The 23,023-nt window shown below is 42.6% G+C and carries 13 protein-coding genes; 12 read left to right on the top strand and 1 reads right to left on the bottom strand.

Annotated elements, in window-relative coordinates:
* Nucleotides 1–2: 2 nt before the first annotated feature.
* From pepN to rmf, 12 genes are all read left to right on the top strand, one after another.
* Entirely contained in the window at nt 3–2,609 is a 2,607-nt protein-coding gene (gene pepN / locus NLG07_RS08940) for an aminopeptidase N (protein ID WP_254855117.1), read from the top strand.
* A 285-nt stretch (nt 2,610–2,894) separates the two neighbouring features.
* Nucleotides 2,895–4,991 carry a DUF1302 domain-containing protein gene (locus tag NLG07_RS08935; protein ID WP_254855116.1) on the top strand — a complete coding sequence of 699 codons (2,097 nt, stop codon included), beginning with the start codon at nt 2,895–2,897 and terminating at the stop codon, nt 4,989–4,991.
* Nucleotides 4,992–5,003: 12 nt separating this feature from the next.
* Nucleotides 5,004–6,371, top strand: coding sequence for a DUF1329 domain-containing protein (locus NLG07_RS08930; RefSeq protein ID WP_254855115.1), 1,368 nt, complete (start codon nt 5,004–5,006; stop codon nt 6,369–6,371).
* A 49-nt stretch (nt 6,372–6,420) separates the two neighbouring features.
* Entirely contained in the window at nt 6,421–7,425 is a 1,005-nt protein-coding gene (locus NLG07_RS08925) for a YCF48-related protein (RefSeq protein WP_254855114.1), read from the top strand.
* Between the two features lie 5 nt (nt 7,426–7,430).
* Nucleotides 7,431–9,773, top strand: coding sequence for an RND family transporter (locus NLG07_RS08920; protein WP_254855113.1), 2,343 nt, complete (start codon nt 7,431–7,433; stop codon nt 9,771–9,773).
* A gap of 214 nt (nt 9,774–9,987) precedes the next feature.
* Nucleotides 9,988–14,838: an NAD-glutamate dehydrogenase gene (locus NLG07_RS08915; protein ID WP_254855112.1), complete on the top strand. Its 4,851-nt coding sequence runs from the start codon at nt 9,988–9,990 to the stop codon at nt 14,836–14,838.
* A gap of 80 nt (nt 14,839–14,918) precedes the next feature.
* On the top strand, nt 14,919–15,929 hold the full coding sequence (gene pyrD, locus NLG07_RS08910) for a quinone-dependent dihydroorotate dehydrogenase (protein ID WP_254856846.1): 1,011 nt from the start codon (nt 14,919–14,921) through the stop codon (nt 15,927–15,929).
* Nucleotides 15,929–18,073, top strand: a complete 2,145-nt coding sequence (rlmKL, locus tag NLG07_RS08905; RefSeq protein ID WP_254855111.1) for a bifunctional 23S rRNA (guanine(2069)-N(7))-methyltransferase RlmK/23S rRNA (guanine(2445)-N(2))-methyltransferase RlmL — start codon at nt 15,929–15,931, stop codon at nt 18,071–18,073. Before pyrD ends, rlmKL begins: the two co-directional genes overlap by 1 nt.
* Entirely contained in the window at nt 18,063–18,317 is a 255-nt protein-coding gene (locus tag NLG07_RS08900; protein WP_254855110.1) for a glutaredoxin family protein, read from the top strand. The genes rlmKL and NLG07_RS08900 overlap by 11 nt, the downstream gene beginning before the upstream one ends.
* Nucleotides 18,314–20,242 carry an ABC transporter ATP-binding protein gene (locus NLG07_RS08895; protein WP_254855109.1) on the top strand — a complete coding sequence of 643 codons (1,929 nt, stop codon included), beginning with the start codon at nt 18,314–18,316 and terminating at the stop codon, nt 20,240–20,242. Before NLG07_RS08900 ends, NLG07_RS08895 begins: the two co-directional genes overlap by 4 nt.
* A gap of 3 nt (nt 20,243–20,245) precedes the next feature.
* Nucleotides 20,246–21,958, top strand: a complete 1,713-nt coding sequence (locus tag NLG07_RS08890; RefSeq protein WP_254855108.1) for a DUF3466 family protein — start codon at nt 20,246–20,248, stop codon at nt 21,956–21,958.
* A 208-nt stretch (nt 21,959–22,166) separates the two neighbouring features.
* Entirely contained in the window at nt 22,167–22,343 is a 177-nt protein-coding gene (rmf, locus tag NLG07_RS08885) for a ribosome modulation factor (protein WP_254855107.1), read from the top strand.
* A gap of 61 nt (nt 22,344–22,404) precedes the next feature.
* Here rmf and fabA read toward each other — a convergent pair whose 3' ends face one another.
* The gene (fabA, locus tag NLG07_RS08880; protein ID WP_254855106.1) at nt 22,405–22,923 is read right to left on the bottom strand and encodes a 3-hydroxyacyl-[acyl-carrier-protein] dehydratase FabA; all 519 of its coding nucleotides are present in this window, start codon (nt 22,921–22,923) and stop codon (nt 22,405–22,407) included.
* Nucleotides 22,924–23,023: the final 100 nt, after the last annotated feature.

The following is a 23,023-nucleotide window of genomic DNA, read 5'->3' as shown; positions in this document are numbered from 1 at the left end:
TTATGGTTACTGCTAAACGTCGTGAGGATTATATACCTCCGTATTTTTTGATACCTCGAATTCACTTAGATTTTGTGCTCGACCGGGAACAAACTCGAGTAACGAACACAATGCAAGTGAAACGTTTGAAAGATACATCATTTATTCATTTAGACGGTGTTGGTTTAACTATCATCAGCGTTAAAATAGACGACGAACAGATTTCAGATTACACCCTGACCGAACACAATTTATCCATACCGGTCACAAAAGACGCGTTTACTTTAACCATTCAGACTGAATGTAATCCACAAGCAAATACGGAGCTTGAAGGGCTGTATTTTGCGGCAGACTCGTATTGCACTCAGTGTGAGGCGGAAGGTTTTCGACGCATTACGTATTTTCTAGATCGTCCTGATGTAATGTCTGAATATTCAGTAACGATTACTGCTAACCAATCTGAGTTTCCCTATTTACTTAGTAACGGGAATAAAACTCAAGCGATCGACAATCACGACGGCACTCATACCGTTTCTTGGCACGATCCTCATTTGAAACCTTGTTATTTGTTTGCCTTGGTTGCTGGCGATTTTGATTTGTTAGAAGGAACGTTTACGACACAAGAAGGTCGCGATGTAGTGCTGCAAATGTTTGTCGAAAAAGGACGTAAACACCAAGCACAACATGCGCTCGATTCTCTCGTTAAGTCCATGCAATGGGATGAGCAAACCTATGGTTTGTGTTACGACTTAGATATTTACATGATTGTGGCCACCGACTTTTTTAATATGGGAGCAATGGAAAATAAGGGCTTAAACGTTTTTAATAGTAAGTTTGTGTTAGCCGATGCTGAAACGGCTACTGATGAAGATTACTACAATATTGAAAGCGTCATTGCTCACGAATATTTCCACAATTGGACAGGTAATCGGGTGACTTGTCGTGATTGGTTCCAACTTAGCCTAAAAGAAGGGCTCACAGTATTTCGCGATCAACAATTTAGCGCGGATGTCATGGCGCCACTGACGACTCGCATCAAACAAATTAATCTCATGCGCGCTCAGCAATTTGCTGAAGATGCATCTGCCATGGCTCACCCGATTCGCCCTGATGAAGTGATTGAAATGAACAATTTCTACACCTTAACGGTTTATGACAAGGGTGCGGAAGTCATTCGAATGCAGCAAATACTACTTGGTGAAGAAGGATTTAAAAAAGGTCTTGCTTTGTACTTCGACAGACATGATGGACAAGCTGTGACTTGCGATGATTTTGTCAATGCCATGGCAGATGCCAATCAGTATGACATGACATTATTTAAACGGTGGTATGCACAGTCAGGCACCCCTGTAGTCACGACCCAGCGCCATTACGATGAGGTGTCTAAAACGTTAACCATTACATTAGAACAGCACACGCCTCAGACTGCTGACCAAGTCGATAAACTTTCATTAGTCATTCCTTTGGTATATGAATGTGTTGACAAGCAATGTAATCACTATCAAGCAGAGCAAAATACACGAGATAATTTGGTGGTGTTGAACGACTCTAAGATGGAGGTAACATTCGTTAATGTACCTAAAGATACTCAGGTACTGTTTAATGTGGGATTCAGTGCACCGGTTAAAATCAAAAATGATTATTCTTTAGAAACTTGGCAGCAACTATTTATTAATACCCGTAGCCCTTATGCTGTGTGGGAAGCCAGCCAGGTGTATTTGCAACAAATTATACAATCCCATTATGAAGCGTTATTGATTGATTCCACTTGTGAATTAAAGCATGACTATTTTGTCATGTTTTATCAATTCCTTGAACGAATGCCCAGCGCCGAGCTTATTAGTGAAGTATTATGCGTCCCTAGTATTGAAGCGATGTTATCTGTGATTGGCCAAGTTGATTTACAAGTGTTACTAGTGGCTCGAAATAATGTTGAAGTGTCTTTGGCAAGAACTTTAAGGCCACTCATGCAACCAATGCTGGCCGAGATTAAAGTGGATGAAGATTATGTATATGACGCCGCAGCAGTACAGAACAGAAAACTAAAAAGTACCTTGCATTATTATTTGGCTCTAGCAGATGCAAATCAATTAGATTGGCTCAGTTTGTATCAAAGCACTTCAAACATGACGGAGCGTTTAAGTGTTTTGCGTACAGCACAACGAGTTAACTCGCAAGAGTTTCATGCTTTATTAGCTATTTTTAATGATAGTTATCAATCTGACTCTGTGGTGATGGATAAATGGTTTGCACTACAGGCTACCCAGGATTCTGATGATATTTTGTCTCAACTTGATTTGCTGCAAACACATCCATTATTTGCGCTCAATAATCCAAATAAAGTACGAGCTTTAATCGGTAATTTCGCCTTTTACAATCATCGTCATTTTCACAATCCAAATGGCTCTGGATATGCCTATTTTGCTAATTTCATCATGCGCTTTGATAGTGTAAATGCTCAAGTGGCTGCGCGGTTGGTCACGCCATTAACACAGTGGCAGCAGGTTAGTTCACCATATCGTGAATTAATGATCCATGAGTGCAGAAGGGTTTTAGATAAAAAAGATTTGAGTAAAGACGTTTTCGAAAAAGTTTCTAAAAGTGTTTTGCAATATGAAAGTCTTACATAAGATGTTTCAATTTTGCATTTCAGAAAATCGTGATTGGGCTATGCGCATGTACCGAAGCGAAATCAATGCCATCACAGTGACTCAAAGCAATAGCTTTATTTTTATTACTAAAATAGCGTTATTCGAATATTTGAACGAATTTGCAACAAAAATGTAAAAAAGTATCAAACTGGTACGATTAGTCCTTGCATAGACTAATAAATAATGTAATGATTTTGTTAATCACAATAAATCTGGTCAACTATCATCACCTTTGACCTCAGGTGATCCAGGAGAATAAAAACGATGAAACTCAGACCTACCTCTTTTGTCAAAACTCCCATCGCTCTCGGTATAGCTGCCTTATTATCAACAACTGGAGCTAGCGCTGCAGAGTTTGATGTGGGTAATTTTACCGTTAATATTGACTCAACAGTTACTGTGGGAACCAGTATTCGTGTTGAAGATCGCGATACGAATTTAATTGGTCATCCGAACCTACCGGTTTTTGATTGGACAGGTTACACTGCATTGGGCAATGTTATCTATCCCAGTGCTGACGTATGGGCATTAGCTGATGCTGCATATTCTACCAATGGTGATTTGGGCAACCTAATGAATGACCCTGGTGATGCGTTCTCTACCCAGATCTCTGGTTCTCATGAGATCGATATCAAATACAATCACTCTGACATGGATTTGGGTTTCTTTAGTCGTGTGTTCTACTTCAAAGAGTTTGTTGCTGATGATAATGACACTTGGACTCGTCCAATTGGCGGGGACAAAATCGATTTATGTGCAACGGACAAATCCAAAGAAGAACTTTGTCAAGATTTTCGTTTGTTAGATGCATTTTTCTATGCGGATTTTTACATGGGCAACACGCCTGTATCTTTCCGTGTGGGTGACCAGGTAGTCAGTTGGGGTGAATCCACTTTCATTCAACACGGTATTAATACGACCAACCCTGTGGATGTAACTCGTGCACGTTCACCAGGCGCAGAGTTAAAAGAAGTATTTATTCCCGTTGGTATGGTCTATCTTGATTTGGGCTTAACTGATACGGTGAGCCTGTCAATGTATTACCAGTACGAGTGGGAGCGTTCGCGCTTACCAGTAGCTGGCTCTTATTTTGCGACGAACGACTTTGCCGGAGAGGGCGGTCAAAATTCAACTATCCAACTTGGTTTCTCTGGTAATCCGGACATTCACTTAGACTTTTTGTTGTCTGAGTTGAATGCGTTGGGCGGTATGGCTGCTGGTGCACTTGCGCAGAGCGGCGGTAATCCAGCTGGCCTTGCTCCATTAGCACAAGCTATGCTTGCGTACCCAACTAAGGTTGCTGTACGCGACTTAGGAGATAAAGCGCATTTTGATGCCAGTGATTCTGGTCAATATGGTATTAAGCTAGGTTGGTTTGCCGAAGATTTCAACGAAACTGAATTTGGCTTTTATCACATTAATTACCACAGCACTCGTCCACTAGTCTCTGGTGTTACGTCTGATTTTAGAACCAGCGCTATTTTAAGCGACTTAGCTTACATGGCACAAAATACTATTACCGCTGATAATGTCACAAATTTACAGACTTTTACTAAAGCTCAGTTTATTTATCCTGAAGACATCAAACTGTGGGGTGTGTCATTTAATACCAACATTGGTGAAACTGCGGTAGCAGGTGAAGTCTCTTATCGACAAGATGAGCCGTTACAAATTGACGATGTGGAATTATTGTACATGGCGATGCCTGAGCAATTAGCTAACGCCGGATTACGCCCAGATTTAGCGGGCATTTCACAGCTCAATAATATTGGTTTAACCACCGGTCCAGGTGAATACGCAGCTGGTTATGTGTTATCTGATACCTTCCAAGCTCAGGTCACGGTTTCTCATATTTTCGGCCCATCGCTCGGTACAGATAATTTAGTCCTATTGGGTGAAGTCGCTTACGTAGATGTCAAAGATATGCCAGATGCTGACGTCGTTCGTTTGAACGCACCTGGTACAGGTCGTTCTGGTCCGGTATTTAATTATTTAGAATCGACACCACGTCCATTACCTGGTCTTCACACTGGTTTATCAGACGGACCTGAAACCAACCCGTTTGCGACCCAGACCTCGTGGGGCTATCGTTTACTCGCAGTTGCAGATTTCAACGATGTGTTTGATGGGGTTAATCTCCGCACACGTGCCACTTTTGCGCACGATGTGGATGGTACGACACCAGACCCATTATTTTTATTCTTAGAAGACCGCAAGTCTGCAAGTGTTGCTTTTACGTTTGATTATTTAAGCAAGCTTTCAGCGACAGCATCATACAATGCATTTTGGGGTGGGGTAGGTACGACAAATGCCCTTGCCGATAGAGACTTTGTTTCTTTCAACGTTAAGTATTCATTCTAATTAGGTGTCATTATGATTAAAAAAATAAGCCTAGTAGCCGCAGCGTTAGCCCTTTCTTTGGGCTCTGTTGGCCTACACGCAAATGTATCCGAAGCCGAAGCGGCCAAGCTTGGCAATGAATTGACCCCAATGGGCGCTATCCGTGCCGGCAATGCCGATGGTTCTATACCAGAGTGGACGGGTGGTATTACTGCTCCGCCTGCAGGATATCAGGTTGGAGATCATCATCAGAACCCATTTCCTGATGATAAAGTACAGTTCACCATTGATGCCAGTAACTACAAACAATACGCAGAGTTCTTGTCACCTGGTCAACAGGCGTTATTTGAGAAATATCCTGATACTTTTAAGATGCCAGTCTATCAGACGCGTAGAACTGCATCGTTTCCTGATTTTGTTTACGATGCCACCATCGCTAATGCAACCACTGCAGAATTATTAAACGACGGTAATGGCATTAAAAACGCCATTATGGGTATGCCATTCCCTATTCCTCAAAATGGTCTGGAGGCAGTCTGGAATCACATTCTTCGTTATCGTGGCGCTGAGGTCACTCGTGAGGGTGGTCAGGTTGCCATGACGGAGTCAGGTGCTTATACCTATGTTGGCTTTAATGACCAACTTAAGATCAAGTATTCTGAGCCGGGTGTGACGACACAAGAAGTGATGGAAGACAATATCTTGTTCAAGTTTAAACAAGAAGTGACAGAACCTTCGCGCCTTGCAGGAACCGCGTTACTAGTCCATGAAACGGTGGACCAGATTGCCACACCGCGTCAAGCATGGACTTATAACACAGGTCAACGTCGTGTTCGTCGTGCGCCAAACGTTGCTTTTGATACTCCGGGTACGGGTTCTGATGGCCTACGTACCACTGATGATTTTGATATGTATAACGGTTCACCAAACCGCTACACATGGGAATTAAAAGGCAAACAAGAATTGTACGTTGCCTACAACTCCTATGACTTGCACTCGGATAAAGTATCTTATGATGATATTTTAACACCGGGGCATATTAATCCAGAATTAACACGTTATGAAAAGCACCGCGTATGGGTAGTTGAAGCGAACATCAAACCAGAATTCCGTCATGTGTATTCTAAACGTGTCTTCTATATCGATGAAGATAGCTGGCAGATTTTGGTCGCTGATCTCTATGACGACCGTGGTGGTTTATATCGCGTCGGTGTTGCTCATAACTTGAATTACTACGAAGTTCCTACTGCATGGTCAACTCTTGAGGTCTTGCATGATCTGAACTCTGGTCGTTATCTAGCATTGGGTTTAGATAATGAGCATGCAATGTATGACTTCTCACCAGGTCTTAATGACCGAGACTTTACGCCTCAAGCATTGAGACGTTCAGGCAAACGTTAAGTTAGATAACAACGGTTGGCCTAGGTCAACCGTTTCTTTTTGAGTGACTATGAAAAACTTTTTATTTTTTGTGTTTTCTTTTTTTGTGTTTACGGTAAACGCAAATGATTCTTTGCTAGTGCCTCTGGTCAAGGATTCCTTACTGTTGGATATTGCACCGTTATCTGGTGGCTATGTCGTTGTAGGTGAAAGAGGTCATGTATTGGTTGGTGACGAGTTTGACTCTTTGCAGCAAGCCATCGTGCCATCTCGAGCAACGTTGACTTCCGTTGCAGTATCAGGTGATCGAATATGGGCGGCAGGCCATGATCTCACTATTCTGCATTCTGTTGATGGTGGTCTATCGTGGCAGTTGCAAATGCAAGATTTTGATGCAGACAAACCGTTCTTGGATATCGTTTTTTTTGATGATGATCACGGTGTAGCTATTGGTGCGTATGGGGCATTTTATCGCACTCTTGACGCTGGCCAGACGTGGCAAAAAGAACTTCATGCTAGCTTATTAAATCCATTTGATTTCGAATATTTGGAAGAGATCCGCGAACTTGATGGTGAAGCATTCTACAATGAAGAACTTGCTAATATTTTACCGCATCTTAACCGAATTGAGGTGACAGGCGATAGAGTGACTCTGGTTGGTGAGACCGGCTTGGTTGCGCAAAGTTTTGACTTTGGCAAAACGTGGCAACGTCTAGCCATTGATTACGAGGGCTCATTGTTTAGTTTAGCCAACACCGACAATGGTTTATTGGTATCTGGTTTGCGAGGAAACACGTTTTTATTGTCGGACGACCAATGGTTAACGATCGATTTGTGCCACAGCGCATCTGTGAATTCCATCATTGAAACCGATGATGCTTGGATCACTGTTGCTAACAATGGTTATGTGAGCAAGTTATTCATCGACCAAATAAACAGTGATATATCTTGTCATGACGATTCCGTTAATACGTTCCAGACGTCTGAGAAGGTTTCAGTGGTCAGTGCTATTGCTGATGCTAAAACGTTGCTTTCCGTGACCGCGAACGGTCTTCAATCGATTACTATACAGTAAGGTTTATGAACTCTTTCATTTCTTTTTCCGAATCATTTATTTTTAATCACCGCAAAGCCGTTATGGCGTTGTTTGCTTTCGCGACGCTATTTTTGTTGTACATGGCGTCCATGCTTAAGCTTGACGCAGGCTTTGAGAAGAATATTCCATTGCAACACGAATATATGCAAAATTACATCAAACACCGAGCAGACTTTGATGGTGCTAACAACATTTTAGTCTCTGTGTGTGATCGCAACGGTAATATTTTCAACACAGCGTTTTTTGATACACTCAAAAATGTTCATGACGATGTATTTTTTATTAATGGTGTTGAACGCTCTCTGGTTGTTTCCTTGTTTTCACCAGCAACTCGTTTTACCGAAATTGTCGAGGGAGGCTTTGCTGGTGGGCCAGTCATTCCGTCAGACTTCAATAGTAAGGATCCTAAAGCACTAGAGCAAGTTGCGCAAAATATCGAAAAAGCCGGTATTGTCGGGCGTCAAGTGTCCAATGATTACAGCTGTGCCATGGTGACGGCTCAGTTGCAATCGGTCGACCCAGAAACGGGTAAAGATGTGGATATGCTCAATATCGGCAACATTTTAGAATCTGAGTTGCGCGGTAAATACGAAAACGACACTATTAGCCTGCACATTATTGGCTTTTCTAAAATGATCGCAGATGTTGCTGATGGCGCAAAAGATGTGGTTATGTTCTTTGGCATCGCCATATTAATTACGACAGTGATGGTATTTATCTTTTCCAAATCTTTGATGCTCACCGTTTTGCCGATTGCTTGCTCCATCATTGCGGTCATCTGGCAGTTAGGGTTGTTGACGTTATTTGGTTTTGGCTTAGATCCGATGTCGATATTAGTACCGTTTTTGGTCTTTGCCATCGGCGTCAGCCATGGCGTGCAGATGATCAATTCTGTGGGTAAAAAAGTTGTCGAAGGATTAAGTGCGTTAGACGCATCCAAACTCGCGTTTACGACGTTATTGATCCCTGGTGGTATTGCTTTGCTTTCTGACACTGTGGGCTTCTTGACCTTATTAGTCATTGATATTGGTATTATTAAAGAATTGGCAATTACCGCATCAATGGGGGTGGCGGTAATTATTCTGACCAATCTCATTTTATTGCCTGTACTAATGAGTTATGTTCGTTTCTCTGCGCAATATCAGCAGAAGTTTAAAGCACAATCAGGGGCAGAAGGCATTTGGCTCATTTTCTCTAAGTGTTGTGACAAAAATATCGCACTGGTGATTGTCGCAGTAACCGCTATACTTTTTGCGTTTGGGTTCATTCAATCCAAACAAATGAAAATAGGGGATTTACATGCTGGCGCGCCTGCCTTGCATGAGTATTCGCGATACAACCAAGACACGTTTTTAATTACCGATAAATATGAAATTACTGTCGATTACATTTCAATCTTAGTGGAAGCAGAAGAGCAGGCTTGCACCTCACATGATGTGATGAACCGCATAGATGAATTTCAGTGGCGTATGAGCAATGTTGAAGGCGTTCAATCTGCTGTATCTTTGCCGCATGTTGCCAAAAAGATTAACGCAGGTTACAACGAAGGCAATCCAAAGTGGAATGTCTTGCCTAGAACTGAGCCGACTTTAGTGCAATCAATTGCGCGTATTCCATCATCAAGTGGTTTACTCAACGGCAATTGCTCAGTGATGCCTGTGATTTTATTTATGACCGATCACAAAGCCGAAACCATTACCCGAATAGTCGATGCAGTAAAAGAATATCGCACCGAATACGAGGGTGATGATTTGCGTTTTGTCTTAGCGTCAGGACCTGTTGGGGTGATGGCAGCTACCAATGAAGCGGTGAGTGCGTCGCAAACGCCAATGTTGATTTATGTATTTGGCGCTGTGATTATCTTGTGTTTATTGAGCTTCCGGTCTTTGAGAGCGACCATTTCAGTGGTTTTACCTCTGTATATTGTCTCCGTATTAGCGCAAGCTCTGATGACTTATCTGCAAATCGGATTAACGGTTTCGACCTTGCCAGTTATTGCCCTTGGGGTTGGTATCGGTGTCGATTACGGGATTTATATTTTGTCAACGATGATGCGCTGTATTCAATCTGGACAGAGCGTACATGTAGCGTATTTAACCGCATTAAAAGAACGCGGTAATGCGGTATTGTTTACCGGGATTACCTTAGCAATCGGCGTGAGCACTTGGGTCTTTTCGAGTCTAAAATTTCAAATGGATATGGGCATCTTGCTGACATTCATGTTTGTCGTGAACATGCTCGGTGCGATCATTGTGTTACCAGCGCTTGCGCGTATTTTATGGTGGAAAGACACGCAAAACAGTGTTCAACAACGCGACGCAGCCTAAATTAATTTGGCAAAAATATGCGATAAAAAAGGGGCTTTATGCCCCTTTTTTATTATTTATTTGCATACTTATGTACAGCGTAAAAAATATCAAAAAAATGTCTTTAATCTACCTAAATTATTGGTCAAAATAGTGAGAAATCGTCTCAAATAGTCGATATAGATAGCATAGATGCAATCATACAAACGATAGAACATAACAAAAGGACAAACCAATGACTGTGCCCCACAACTCAGTCTTACTCGACAAAGTATTTCAGCTCATACAAGAAAAAATACCCTCTACTCGAGCTTCTCTTATTACTGAATTTGGAGAACAACTATTTTCTAATATAGCGCATGAGGATCTCATAGGACGTTCGGATTCTGATACCTATGGTGCTATGTTATCGCTTTGGCAGCACTTTTGTGAATACGATGGCGCTACTCCCTTTATCAAAGCGTTTAACCCCAAAATCACCAAAGATGGTTGGCAATCTGAACACAGCATTGTTGAGATTATTGTGCCAGACAAACCATTTTTGGTGGATTCAATTCGCATGTGTTTAGCGCGTTTAAACATTACAGCTCATTTGTTTTTAAATAGTCCAATTACACTTAAACGCAATGCACAAAACGAAATTATGCATTTTGTATCAAAAAACAAAGCAACTTGCGAAACGTGCATAAAAGAAACTGTGTTTTTGCTAGAAATAGACCGTCAAACCAATTCAAAAGCATTAGCTCAATTAACAGAAGAGTTACAACAAGTACTGAGTGAGGTAGAACAAGTCGTTTCAGATTGGACACCAATGCAAGATAAACTCGTCAATGCTAGAGCATCTTTATCCGATATTCCATTTGCAATTGATCCTAATGCCCAACAAGAAGCTATTGAGTTTGTAGATTGGCTAGCAAAGCACAATTTCACCTTAATGGGGTATCGTTATTACAAAGTACGCCCTGAAGAAGGCGATTATATTTGGCAACCTCAAGATGAAACCAGCCTGGGTATTATGCTTAATACCACTCGCAATCGCGACCGCCGAATCAGTAATTTACCTAGTTCCGCGCGAAAAGCCACATTAAGCCAGCACCCGTTAATATTGACTAAGACAACATCGGTTGCCAGAGTCCATCGCCCAACGTATTTAGACTACGTCGGCATCAAGGAATTTAATACTGAGGGGCAGGTTGTTGGGGAGCATCGTTTCTTAGGTTTGTACTCAGCGGCATTGTATAACTCGTCTGTTATTAATATTCCTGTTCTAAAACAAAAGATTGCGCAAGTGTGCCAGTTGATGGATGTTGAGCAGGGTACTCATGCTTTCAAAGCTACGATTAATATTTTGGAGACTTATCCACGAGAAGAACTTCTGCATTCGTCAAGCAAAGAGCTAGCGCGTATTGTTAAAGGTATTTTGCAGATGCAAGAGCGTGGTTTTTCGCGCATGTTTACTCGCAAAGACGCCTACGGGCGATTTATATCGTGCTTGGTATACGTACCTCGCGAACGTTACAACACCGCGTTACGGATTGCGACACAACAGTACCTGCAAAAAGCGTTTAATAGTGAGCAACCTGTTGAATTTACAACGTATTTTTCTGAATCTGTGTATGCGCGCACCCACTATATCGTACGCGTAGCCGACAACAATGTGGATTTTGCCGTGAGTGATATCGAACAAAATGTGAGTGAGCTAAGCAAGTCATGGGATGATCGTTTAATTAGTACGATTAAGTCAGCTTTTGGTGAAGCAAAAAGCGTTAGCCTCATCAAACAATTTAGTAATGCTTTTTCACAGTCTTATATGGATAACCATTTGCCTTCTGCAGCGCTTGCCGACATTAACAAGATTTGTGAGTTAAGTGACGATTTGCCTTTAACTATGTTGTTTTATCGTCCACAAGAGATCGACAAACAATCTAAAGCCGTTCGCTTAAAATTATACCATAGCGATGAACCCATTCATCTATCCGATGTTCTGCCCATGTTGGAAAATTTTGGTTTACGTGTGATTGATGAAACACCGTATCAAGTTAAAGCCTCGCATGACGGCGGGTCTCGCAACTATTGGGTCATGGATTTTTCGATGCTGCATGATGCTTTCCCACCGACAGATATGGCCCTATCTCAAGAGCTATTTCAATCTGCCTTTGCCAAAGTATGGGATCGTCACCTTGAAGATGATGCGTTTAATCGATTGATTTTGTCTGCCAATATTAGTGGGCGTAAAGTCACAATTTTACGCGCATATGCCAAATATATGCGTCAGACTGGTAGCTTGTTTAGTATTGACTACATTGCCAATACGGTGGCTGCATATCCTGATATTTCAGCATTGTTAATCGATTTGTTTGAGTATCGTTTTACACCCGACAAAAAATTTACAGCTAAAGAGCAAGATAAACGTGCACAAGAAATTATTAGCAAATTAGATTCCGTTTCCAACTTAGATGATGACCGTATTATTCGTCGCTATTTGGACATGATTTTGGCGACGGTGCGTACTAATTTTTACCAGCCTACACAACAAGGCATTGAAAAAGCTTACGTTTCCTTTAAATTGCGTCCTGAGCTGATCCCAGACATGCCTTTGCCATTGCCTAAATTTGAAATATTTGTGTATTCACCTCGAGTAGAAGGGGTGCATCTGCGCGGTGGTAAAGTGGCTCGCGGTGGGTTGCGTTGGTCTGATCGACAGGAAGATTTTCGCACCGAAGTACTTGGTCTAGTCAAAGCACAGCAAGTGAAAAATACCGTAATTGTGCCCGTTGGCGCAAAAGGTGGTTTTGTTTGTAAGCAACCTGTGCAAGGAGGACGAGATGCTTTTATCGCAGAAGGTCAGGCGTGTTATCGGATCTTTATTCGCAGTTTGTTGGATTTGACTGACAATATTATCGATGGCGCTATTGTGCCGCCAAGACAAGTGGTACGACACGATGAAGACGACCCTTATTTGGTGGTTGCGGCAGATAAAGGTACAGCGACCTTCTCGGATATCGCTAATGAAATTTCTGCCGAATTTGATTTTTGGTTAGGTGATGCCTTTGCCTCAGGTGGCTCTGTGGGTTATGACCACAAAAAGATGGGGATCACAGCACGTGGTGCTTGGGAGTCAGTTAAACGTCACTTTAGAGAAATTGGGATTAATTGTCAGACTACGGATTTTACGTGTGTCGGTATCGGTGATATGGCTGGAGATGTGTTTGGTAATGGCATGTTGTTATCTCAACACACTCGTTTGGTCGCAGCGTTTAACCATATGCATATTTTTATTGATCCGAATCCGGATGCTGCTGCGAGTTATCGCGAACGAGAACGTTTATTTGCTGATCCAAGTTTAAATTGGTCCAACTATAATACTTCCCTTATGAGTGATGGTGGTGGGATTTTTGACCGCAAAGCCAAGAGTATTACCTTGACTGCGCAAATGAAAAAGATGCTCAATACAAAACGTGCAAGCATGACCCCAAATGAGCTCATTCATGAGTTGCTTCAAATGCCTGTGGATCTTCTGTGGAATGGTGGGATTGGCACCTATATTAAAGCAACAAATGAGTCACATGCTGAAGTCGGTGACCGCGCCAATGATGAGGTCAGAGTAAACGGCAAGCAAATCAAAGCTAAAATTGTTGGTGAAGGAGGTAACTTGGGGGCAACTCAGCTTGGTCGCATTGAATATGCCAAGCATGGTGGTCGCATCAATACCGACTTTATTGATAATGTGGGTGGTGTGGATTGTTCTGATAATGAGGTCAATATCAAAATTCTACTCAATTCGTTAGTTAAAGCAGGTGATCTCACGCTGAAACAGCGCAATGAATTGTTATATGATATGACTGATAATGTGGCGGATTTGGTGTTAGATGATTGTTATCGCCAAACTCAATCAATTTCTATTTCACAATTAGGCGGCGCCAAGTCACTAAAAGAACAAATTCGCTTTATTCACGGTTTAGAAAAAGCCGGAGATCTCAATCGAGAGCTTGAATTTTTACCAAGTGATGAAGAATTAAACGAGCGCATTGTCGATAATATTGGCTTTACTCGTCCTGAATTATCTGTGTTGATCTCGTATAGCAAAATGGTCTTAAAAGATGATTTAAATGTATCCGATATCACAGAAGCTGAGCATTACAACCAGTTGCTAGTGAATGCGTTTCCCAAGCAATTACAGGACCGATATCAATCCCAGATGCAAGGCCACCCGCTACGCAGTGAGATCATTGCAACCAAATTAGCCAATGTTATGATCAATGATATGGGCTTTAATTTTGTGTTTCGTTTGCAAGAAGAAACGGGTAGTTCGGTATCTGAGATTGCGAAAGCCTACTCAATCGTCAAAGCTGTTTTTGGTATGGATGATGTGAGCGATGAGATTGAGCAACTGGACAACCAAATCAGTGCTGATGTGCAATTATCTTTGTTCGATCAAATTCGCAGAGCATTGCGTCGTGGCGCTAGATGGTTTGTGCGTCAGTCCACATCTTTTACCTCAATTGCGGAGGCAATTGATTTTTATCGTCCTATCTATATGGATCTGCTGGACAATATTAATGATTACCTGGTTGATGATGAAGTTTCTTCATTACTCAAAGCCCGTGATGAATTAGTAGCACAGGGAGTTCCAGTTAAGCTTGCGTACCGACTTGCCATGCTCAGTAATGCATTCAGTACATTTGATTTAGCACATATTGTTGCAGATGCTCAAACCCCAAAAGCAGTCACAGCGAGGCTATATTTCCAATTAGGATCTCAATTGCAACTGCATTGGTTCCTAAATCAAATCAATCGTCAGGCGGTGGATAATCATTGGCAAGCACTGGCACGTTCTTCCTATCGAGAAGAGTTAGATCATCAGCAACGCGCTATTACACAGAGCCTTATTAAGCGTTCCAAAAAACTACTTTCGTGCCAAGATGCTGATGCTTTATTAGACAATTGGATGGCTGAAAATACCGACTTGATCAGTCGCTGGTGTGGCATGATGAGTGAGTTCAAAACCAGTAAACACCACGAGTTTGCTAAGTTTTCCGTCGCCTTACGAGAGCTTTTATTGTTGAGTAACAAAATCCAACATTAATTAAGCACATTACATAGGCAGATGAAACCGCTATATGGCATAATATAGCGGTTTTTTATTACATGGCTCCGAAAGATTTTATGATGTCTCTAGCACAAAGCGCACTTCTCAAATTAGAACCCGAAACCGCTCACGACCTCACTATAGGTTGGTTAAAGCGGTCACAGCGCGGTTTTCTTGAGGCAACTTACCGTCAAACTTTACCACACAAGCCAGTAACAGTATGGGGCAAAACGTTTCCCAACCCAGTCGGTTTAGCAGCAGGTCTGGACAAAAACGGCGAATGCGTTGATGCGTTTCACGCGATGGGGTTTGGTTTTGTTGAAATTGGTACTGTCACCCCAGTTGGTCAGCCGGGTAACCCCAAGCCAAGACTGTTTCGCATCCCGCAAAAGCACGCTATTATCAACCGCATGGGCTTTAACAATCACGGGGTGGACTATTTACTCGAACAAGTAAGCAAAGCCAATAATAGAGGGATTACTGGGATCAATATTGGCAAAAACAAAGCGACACCTGAAGAAGCGGCATTATCTGATTATTTGATTTGCTTAGACAAAGTATATGCGCATGCCGATTATGTGACGGTGAATATTTCATCACCCAATACTCCAGGTCTACGCAATCTTCAATATGGTGAGGCGCTTGATAATTTATTATCCGGCCTAAAAGAGCGTCAAACTGAATTAGCGGACATACACGGTGTGTATACACCAATCGTCGTCAAAATTGCACCAGATTTGAGCGATGAAGAATTACAAAGCATCGCTCAATCATTAGTAAATGCCAACATGGATGGGGTCATTGCCACGAACACAACGTTGAGTCGTGATGCCGTACAGGGTCTACCGCATGCCGATGAAATGGGAGGATTAAGTGGCTCAGTGCTGACAGAGCGCAGCCTTGAGGTCACCCAAGATCTTGTCAAATACCTTGATGGGGCGATGCCTTTAATCAGTGTTGGAGGTATTGATAGCCCAGCCGCTGCGCAAGCTCGTCTTGATGCCGGAGCAGATTTGGTGCAGGTATATTCTGCGTTGATTTATCAAGGGCCTCAGTTGGTCAAAGATCTTGTATTAGGGCTGCGCTAATGCAGTTTATCGTTACCACATCCAGTGGTTTAGACCAGTTGTTAATGGATGAATGTCGCCAGTTATTGACTGATGCTCAACTCAAACTCGCCCCTGGAAGAGTATTACTTGATGGCACACTAGCTGACGCCTATCGAATTTGTTTGGGTTCACGTCTAGCCAACCGTGTGTTAGCGGTATTGACCTCAGGTGTAGTCAAAAATCAAGATGACTTATATCAATTAACTCAAACCGTGCAATGGCCTGAACAATTTGCCTCGTCATCGACTTTTATGGTGCAGTTCAATGGCACTAATCGCTGGCTCAAAAACACGCAATTTGGTGCGCTAAAAGTCAAAGACGGTATTGTAGATAGTTTTGTTGAAGCCGGTCTCAGACGTCCTGATGTAGCAAAACAACAACCGCAAATTACCATCAACGCTCGGTTACATAAAGACGAAGTAACTTTGTGTATCGATTTGTCAGGTCGGTCGTTGCACCAGCGTGATTACCGAGTTGCAACGGGCGAAGCACCGGTCAAAGAACACATAGCCGCAGCCATGTTACATCGAGCAGGGATTGCTGATGTCTTAACCAAAGATGCGCCGCTGGTTTTATTAGATCCAATGTGCGGCTCAGGAACTCTCATCATTGAAGCTGTTAACATGGCCCGCCGCATTGCTCCAGGTTTAACTCGAACCAAATGGGGTTTTGACGCCTGGTTCGGGCATCAACAATCGGTCTTCAATGATATTGTGCAAACCTTTATTGAGGCGCAACGAGACGAAATCCCGCATCAGTTTTATGCCAATGATGTTGATGCAAATACAATTCGTATTGCCAAAGACAATGCCGGCAACGCTCAAGTTATGCGCTATATTCGTTTTTCTCAACAAGATGCCAGCACGTTAAAAGCACCTGTATCACCTGAACTGGATGATGATGGCTTGGCACTGACGCCGCACTGGTTAATCGCCAACCCGCCATACGGTGAGCGTTTAGGTGAACTGCCTCAGCTACTGGGCTTGTTCCAACGTTGGGGAACGCACCTCAAGCAAGAATATGCCGGGTGGCAAGTCAGTTTATTGAGCAGTAATCGCGATATATTACGCCAGCTGCGCTTGAGAGCCAAAAAATCCTACAAGGTCATGAATGGTAAGCTTGAATGTGAAATTGTGAATTACGTATTGGATGCCAATAACTGCGCTCATCAAGCCCAGCGTGATGGTCAAGACGCTTTTGCCAATCGCATTGCAAAAAACCTAAAAAAACTCAAGCCCTGGCTCAAACAGAACCAGACGGATTGTTATCGCATGTACGATGCGGATTTACCAGAATACAACTGTGCAATCGACCGCTATGGCGACTGGTTAATTGTTCAAGAGTATGCCGCGCCAAAAGACATTCCCGAGGCAAAAGCCAAAGCACGTCTTCACGACATTATTATGCAACTTCCCATTGCAACCGGCGTAACACCCGATAAGATTGCGCTAAAAGTCAGAGAGCAACAAAAGGGCAAAGCTCAATATGAGCGATTAGAGACACACAATAACCGATTTATTGTACATGAGCACGAAGCCATGTTTTATGTCAATCCAACGGATTATCTGGATGTGGGGTTATTCCTTGACCATCGCACGACGAGGCAATTGTTTAAAGCCGAAGCGAAGGGCAAGCGGGTGTTAAATTTGTTTTGTTACACAGGCTCTGTCTCGGTCCACGCTGCCAAAGGTGGCGCTCAAACAGTGATGTCCGTTGATATGTCGAACACTTATTTGCAATGGGCGAAGGATAATTTTCGCCTCAACCGTCTGCAAGGTGGCTATGGTTTCGTGCAAGGGGATTGCGTAGCATGGCTCAAAGACAACTCGCAGCAATTTGACCTGATGTTCATTGATCCGCCATCGTTTTCCAATTCCAAACGCATGGAAGGTACTTGGGATGTGCAGCGCGACCATGTGATCTTACTGACGTCAGCTGCACAGAGTCTCGCTCCTAAAGGCGTCGTGTACTTTTCGAATAATTTGCGGGGATTTAAATTAGACCATAACGCGCTTGAGCAACTCGGTTACACCATAGAGAATATTTCTGAGCGAACATTGCCTAAAGACTTTGCTCGCAATCCCAAAATTCACCAATGTTGGCGATTAGTGTATGCAGTTTAATTCACAGCGATATTGGTTGATAGGAGGGGAGGACTGCCATTTATGCGATGATGCCTCAGTGTTGCTGGAAACGAGTTTACCCGCAGATATTATGAATGAAATTGCGTATGTAGATGTCAAATCCAGCACGGAGTTGTATCATCATTTTGCAGTCAAAATCCCAGTCATTTATGACACGAAAGCGAATCGCTTTATGACGTGGCCTTTTGGCAAAGAAGACATCCAACGGTTTTTCAAATTATGAGTGTATTTCAAATTCGCCAAGGTACGGTGATTTATGGTCAGCCTCCTTTATTAGACGGTATTGATTTGGTGCTTGAGTCCAAAGAGCGCGTGTGTATTGTTGGACGAAACGGCTCTGGCAAATCCACGTTAATGAAAGTCATTGCGGGAGAAGTCATTCTAGATGACGGTCAACGGGTCGTCGAAAATGGCATATCGATAGCAAGACTGCCGCAAGATCCACCCGAATCTGTCGAAATGACTCTGTTTGATTATGTAGCTGAAGGGCTGGCTGAAGTTGGTAAACTGTTACAAGCATATCACGAACAATCCAACCTTGTCGCTCAAGACCCTTCTGAGCAAAACATTCAACGTTTAACCCAATTTCAAGAACAACTGGATACTCACAACGCTTGGCAGTTTGAGAATGCGATCGCTGCTACTTTGAGTTTGCTCAAATTACCAGCAGAAGTATCCTTATCCACGCTTTCTGGTGGCTGGCGACGTAAGGCTGCACTGGCGAGAGCGTTGGTCACAAAACCTGACATTTTATTGTTAGATGAACCAACTAACCACCTCGATATAGCTATGGTCAAATGGCTGGAGCAATCATTAACGCAATATCAAGGGTGCATCGTATTTATTAGCCATGATAGGGCGTTTATTCGCAGTATGGCGACGCGGATTGTCGATCTCGACCGAGGGCAGTTAACATCTTATCCTGGTGACTATGCCACCTACCTTGACAAAAAAGCCCATGATCTGGCAGTAGAAGAAGAGCATAACGCTCAGTTTGACAAAAAACTCGCTCAAGAAGAAGTGTGGATCAGACAAGGCATCAAAGCTCGTCGCACCCGAAATGAAGGGCGTGTAAGAGCGCTCAAAAAACTACGCGAACAACACAGTGCTCGCAGAAAAGTGCAGGGGAGTGCCAAAATTGCAAGCCAATCCGTGGCACCATCAGGTAAGCGAGTTTTTGAAGTAGAAGGTTTACATTATCAAATTGAAGGCAAAACCATTGTTAACGATTTGAATCTCTACATTGCACGTGGCGATAAAATCGCTTTTATCGGTGACAATGGTTGCGGCAAATCGACGTTGATCCGTTTATTGTTAGGTGAAATAAAGCCCGATAGTGGCTCTATAATACAAGGTGCCAATCTTGAAATTGCGTATTTTGATCAACATCGCGAAGCTCTCGATTTGAATGCCACCGTCGCGGATTGTGTTGCGGATGGCAAACAAGAAGTCATGGTAAATGGTCGACCGCGTCATATTATTAGCTATTTACAAGATTACTTGTTTACCCCAGACCGAATTAAAGCCCCAGTCAGTGCCTTATCCGGTGGTGAGAAAAACCGCGTACTGCTTGCAAAACTGATGCTGAAACCTTCCAACTTACTGATTTTGGATGAACCCACTAATGATTTGGATGTTGAAACACTTGAACTGTTGGAGTCATTGCTGGTTGATTATGAGGGCAGTGTCATTTTGGTCAGTCACGACCGAGAATTTATCGATAACGTCGTGACGAGTTCACTGGTCTTTGAGGGTGATGGAAGGCTGTCTGAATTTGTGGGTGGGTATAGCGCAGCGCACAGTTGGTATGCTGAACAGGACAAAAAAGCATCAGAACGATCCGCTTCTGGAACTAATGTGACTGGCCAGAGTCCTAAAAGCCAAACAAAATCTGTCACAAAAACCAGTAACAAGTTATCATACAAAGATAGACGAGAATTAGAGCAGCTTCCAAGTACCATTGAACGATTAGAAGCAGAATTACAAACACTAGAAACGCAGATCAATAGCAGCGATTTTTTTGCTCAGACACCTGCTGACCAACAACCAGTGTTTACTGCGCTATCTGAATGTCAAGCTCAGCTAGATACAGCTTATGAACGTTGGGACGAACTAGAAGCATTACAAGAACAAATAAGCGGTAGTTAAAATATGAAGAACCATTCAGCACGAGGTCCATTATCAGCCATGACTAAGCCACTTAACCTTTCCGCGCTTGGAATGGCAATCTCAATGTCATTTTCAAGCCTTGCTGCAACTTACTCTGTGGTCGAGTTACCCACTGAAGAACTCGGTGTCAATGTGTTTGCACAAACGCTTGATGAACAAGGCAATCCTGGAGTGGTAGTGCAAGACCATTACAATCCTCCACTAGATTTTTCATTGATTAACTTTGATTCGCAAACCCTTCAAGACAACTTAACCGATATTGATGCGGCACGTGCTGGCAATCCCAATTTTGATGATTACAACTATTTAGTGGCCCTTGCGCGCAGTGGTTCTCGAGAAAATAATGTATTTGTTCAACAAATTGCTTTATATCAATCTTACCTAATAGATGGACAGGTGGCACAACGTGTGATCGGTTTTGATGAAGAACGCGATGAGACCAATGGTTATACTTTTGGACCAGATATCTACATTAATGATGCGATATCTCCAAGCCTTTATGTCGGTACCAGTGAAGGCATGTTTGATAAGCTAAATTACACTAACGCCGACGATACACAAATTACCTTTGTTTTACCAGAGTTCGAGCGTCGCGGTTTCATTAATCTAAATGGAAACATTGTTGAGTTAACTCCTGCTGAGGCTGCACTTGGCGGTGTCAGTGAAGCAAATGGAGTCAATAGCAATCGTCATGTGGTGGGGCATCAAACAATTGCGATATCAAATCAGTTTCAAGTCTTAATTGACGACTGTAATGATGAAACTGTAAGAGGCGATCAGCCTCTAGAGGCATGTTATCGCAATATTGCTCGAAATAATGCTTTAGCAACCACTAATTTTAGACAAGCAGTGAAGTGGGAAGTGGACAGCTCAGGTCAAATCATCGACCAGGAAAGTTTTGCCTACCCATTTGATTTTGTGCGTGACCCTAATGATTCCATTGAACGCATTTATTACAGTAATGCGCGGGCAATTAATGACTCGGGTACTATTGTGGGCGAATCTTCGTTCGCCGACAGCAATGGCGATATTCAAAGGTTCTTAACCGCAGCGATATTTGCTGACGGACAAACTACTCCTTTTCTGAATGAAAACGGTCAAACACCCAGTTCAGCTTACGACGTAAATGACAGTAATATGGTGACCGGTTTTTATTCTCGTGAGGTAAATGGCACGGTCCGTACCAAGTTTTATTTATATGACTTAGATGCCCAGCAAGCGACATTCCCAGATGACTTTTTCCCAGGCTCAGCTAGCTTAGGTCGCGATATAAATAACAATAATATTATCGTGGGTGAAGGCGAGGTCGAGTCGGCAAATGTGCAAAACCGTCGTCGTCATGGCTTTATATATTACGCGGATACAAATGAGTTTATTGATTTGAACGATGCGATTGGTTGTGAAGCGCCATATACTATTGTCAGTGCGCAAGCCATTAACGATGATAACGTTATTCTTGCGAATGCATTAGTCAATCGGCAAGCGCGTAATGTACGCGGTGAACTGGTCACGGACGATGATGGTCAGGCAGTTATGGTAGATAAAATTATTCCTGTACTATTAGAGCCATTAGCAGATGGCGAGGTCATTGATTGCGATGCACAAGATAATATTATTCCTGAGCGAAAGGGCGCATCATCGTCTCTGTGGGCTTTGTTGACTCTAGGTTTGTTAGCATTTAGACGACGCAAGTGAACTATTGTTATTACTGTTTCATCTAAAAATGACAGTTTTATTACAAATTGATTTATTGATTATTTATTAATCTTTTCAGTACTTTAAGATATAACCCAAAAAAGAGGATAGCTGTCCTCTTGCATCTCGTTTTGAACAGGAGTACTTATAATAAAGTTGAATGATATTCAACATACATAGTAATTCTATATCATATTGAGGTATGCCAATGAAGAGACAAAAAAGGGACAAAATGGCCCGTGCACATGCAAAAGGTTATCAGGCTGGTATTGCGGGTCGCGCTAAAGAAAATTGTCCATTCACTGAAACAGATGCACGTTCAGAATGGTTAGGCGGTTGGCGAGAGGCAGTAGAAGAGCGAATATCAACATTTGGTATGCGCTAAACAAATTACCAACAAAAAAGGGAAGCGATGCTTCCCTTTTTTGTATGTGTACCAAGGTTTTTTAGAAAGCAGACGTGTCCTGGAACAAACCAACTTTCAAATCTTTAGCGGTATAAATCACACGCCCATCAACCGATACTTCACCATCAGCCATACCCATAAATAGCTTGCGTTTAATCACACGTTTCATCGTGATTTTGTAGCTTACTTTTTTGGCTGTCGGTAAGATTTGACCAGTGAATTTTACTTCACCTACACCTAATGCTCTACCTTTACCCGGGCCACCTGACCAACCCAAGAAAAAACCAACCAACTGCCACATTGCGTCTAGACCTAAACATCCTGGCATGACTGGGTCACCAGGGAAGTGGCAATCAAAAAACCAAAGATCAGGAGTAATATCGAGTTCTGCTTCAATATAGCCTTTACCGTGCTCACCACCATCATCGGTAATAGATACAATGCGATCCATCATGAGCATGTTCGGGGCAGGTAGTTGACTGTTACCTGGGCCGAATAATTCACCTTGACTACAAGCGAGTAATTCTTCTTTTGTATAACTGTTCTGATCTAAGGTCATGTAATGTTCCTTTATAAAATGCAGTGCGTAATTTATATGACAAGGACGCTTGTGACAAGTCTGAACAGTTATCAGGTAGTTTTTACTTTTTATTTTGCTG

Origin of the sequence: Alteromonas sp. LMIT006, assembly GCF_024300645.1 — a bacterium.
GTDB lineage: Bacteria > Pseudomonadota > Gammaproteobacteria > Enterobacterales > Alteromonadaceae > Opacimonas > Opacimonas immobilis.
This window is presented reverse-complemented; position numbering and strand designations above follow the sequence as displayed.

Bases quoted from the DNA above. Each gene is read 5' to 3' on its own strand.
- pepN (WP_254855117.1), top strand. From the start codon at position 3: ATGGTTACTGCTAAACGTCGTGAGGATTATATACCTCCGTATTTTTTG.
- NLG07_RS08935 (WP_254855116.1), top strand. From the start codon at position 2,895: ATGAAACTCAGACCTACCTCTTTTGTCAAAACTCCCATCGCTCTCGGT.
- NLG07_RS08930 (WP_254855115.1), top strand. From the start codon at position 5,004: ATGATTAAAAAAATAAGCCTAGTAGCCGCAGCGTTAGCCCTTTCTTTG.
- NLG07_RS08925 (WP_254855114.1), top strand. From the start codon at position 6,421: ATGAAAAACTTTTTATTTTTTGTGTTTTCTTTTTTTGTGTTTACGGTA.
- NLG07_RS08920 (WP_254855113.1), top strand. From the start codon at position 7,431: ATGAACTCTTTCATTTCTTTTTCCGAATCATTTATTTTTAATCACCGC.
- NLG07_RS08915 (WP_254855112.1), top strand. From the start codon at position 9,988: ATGACTGTGCCCCACAACTCAGTCTTACTCGACAAAGTATTTCAGCTC.
- pyrD (WP_254856846.1), top strand. From the start codon at position 14,919: ATGATGTCTCTAGCACAAAGCGCACTTCTCAAATTAGAACCCGAAACC.
- rlmKL (WP_254855111.1), top strand. From the start codon at position 15,929: ATGCAGTTTATCGTTACCACATCCAGTGGTTTAGACCAGTTGTTAATG.
- NLG07_RS08900 (WP_254855110.1), top strand. From the start codon at position 18,063: ATGCAGTTTAATTCACAGCGATATTGGTTGATAGGAGGGGAGGACTGC.
- NLG07_RS08895 (WP_254855109.1), top strand. From the start codon at position 18,314: ATGAGTGTATTTCAAATTCGCCAAGGTACGGTGATTTATGGTCAGCCT.
- NLG07_RS08890 (WP_254855108.1), top strand. From the start codon at position 20,246: ATGAAGAACCATTCAGCACGAGGTCCATTATCAGCCATGACTAAGCCA.
- rmf (WP_254855107.1), top strand. From the start codon at position 22,167: ATGAAGAGACAAAAAAGGGACAAAATGGCCCGTGCACATGCAAAAGGT.
- fabA (WP_254855106.1), bottom strand. From the start codon at position 22,923: ATGACCTTAGATCAGAACAGTTATACAAAAGAAGAATTACTCGCTTGT.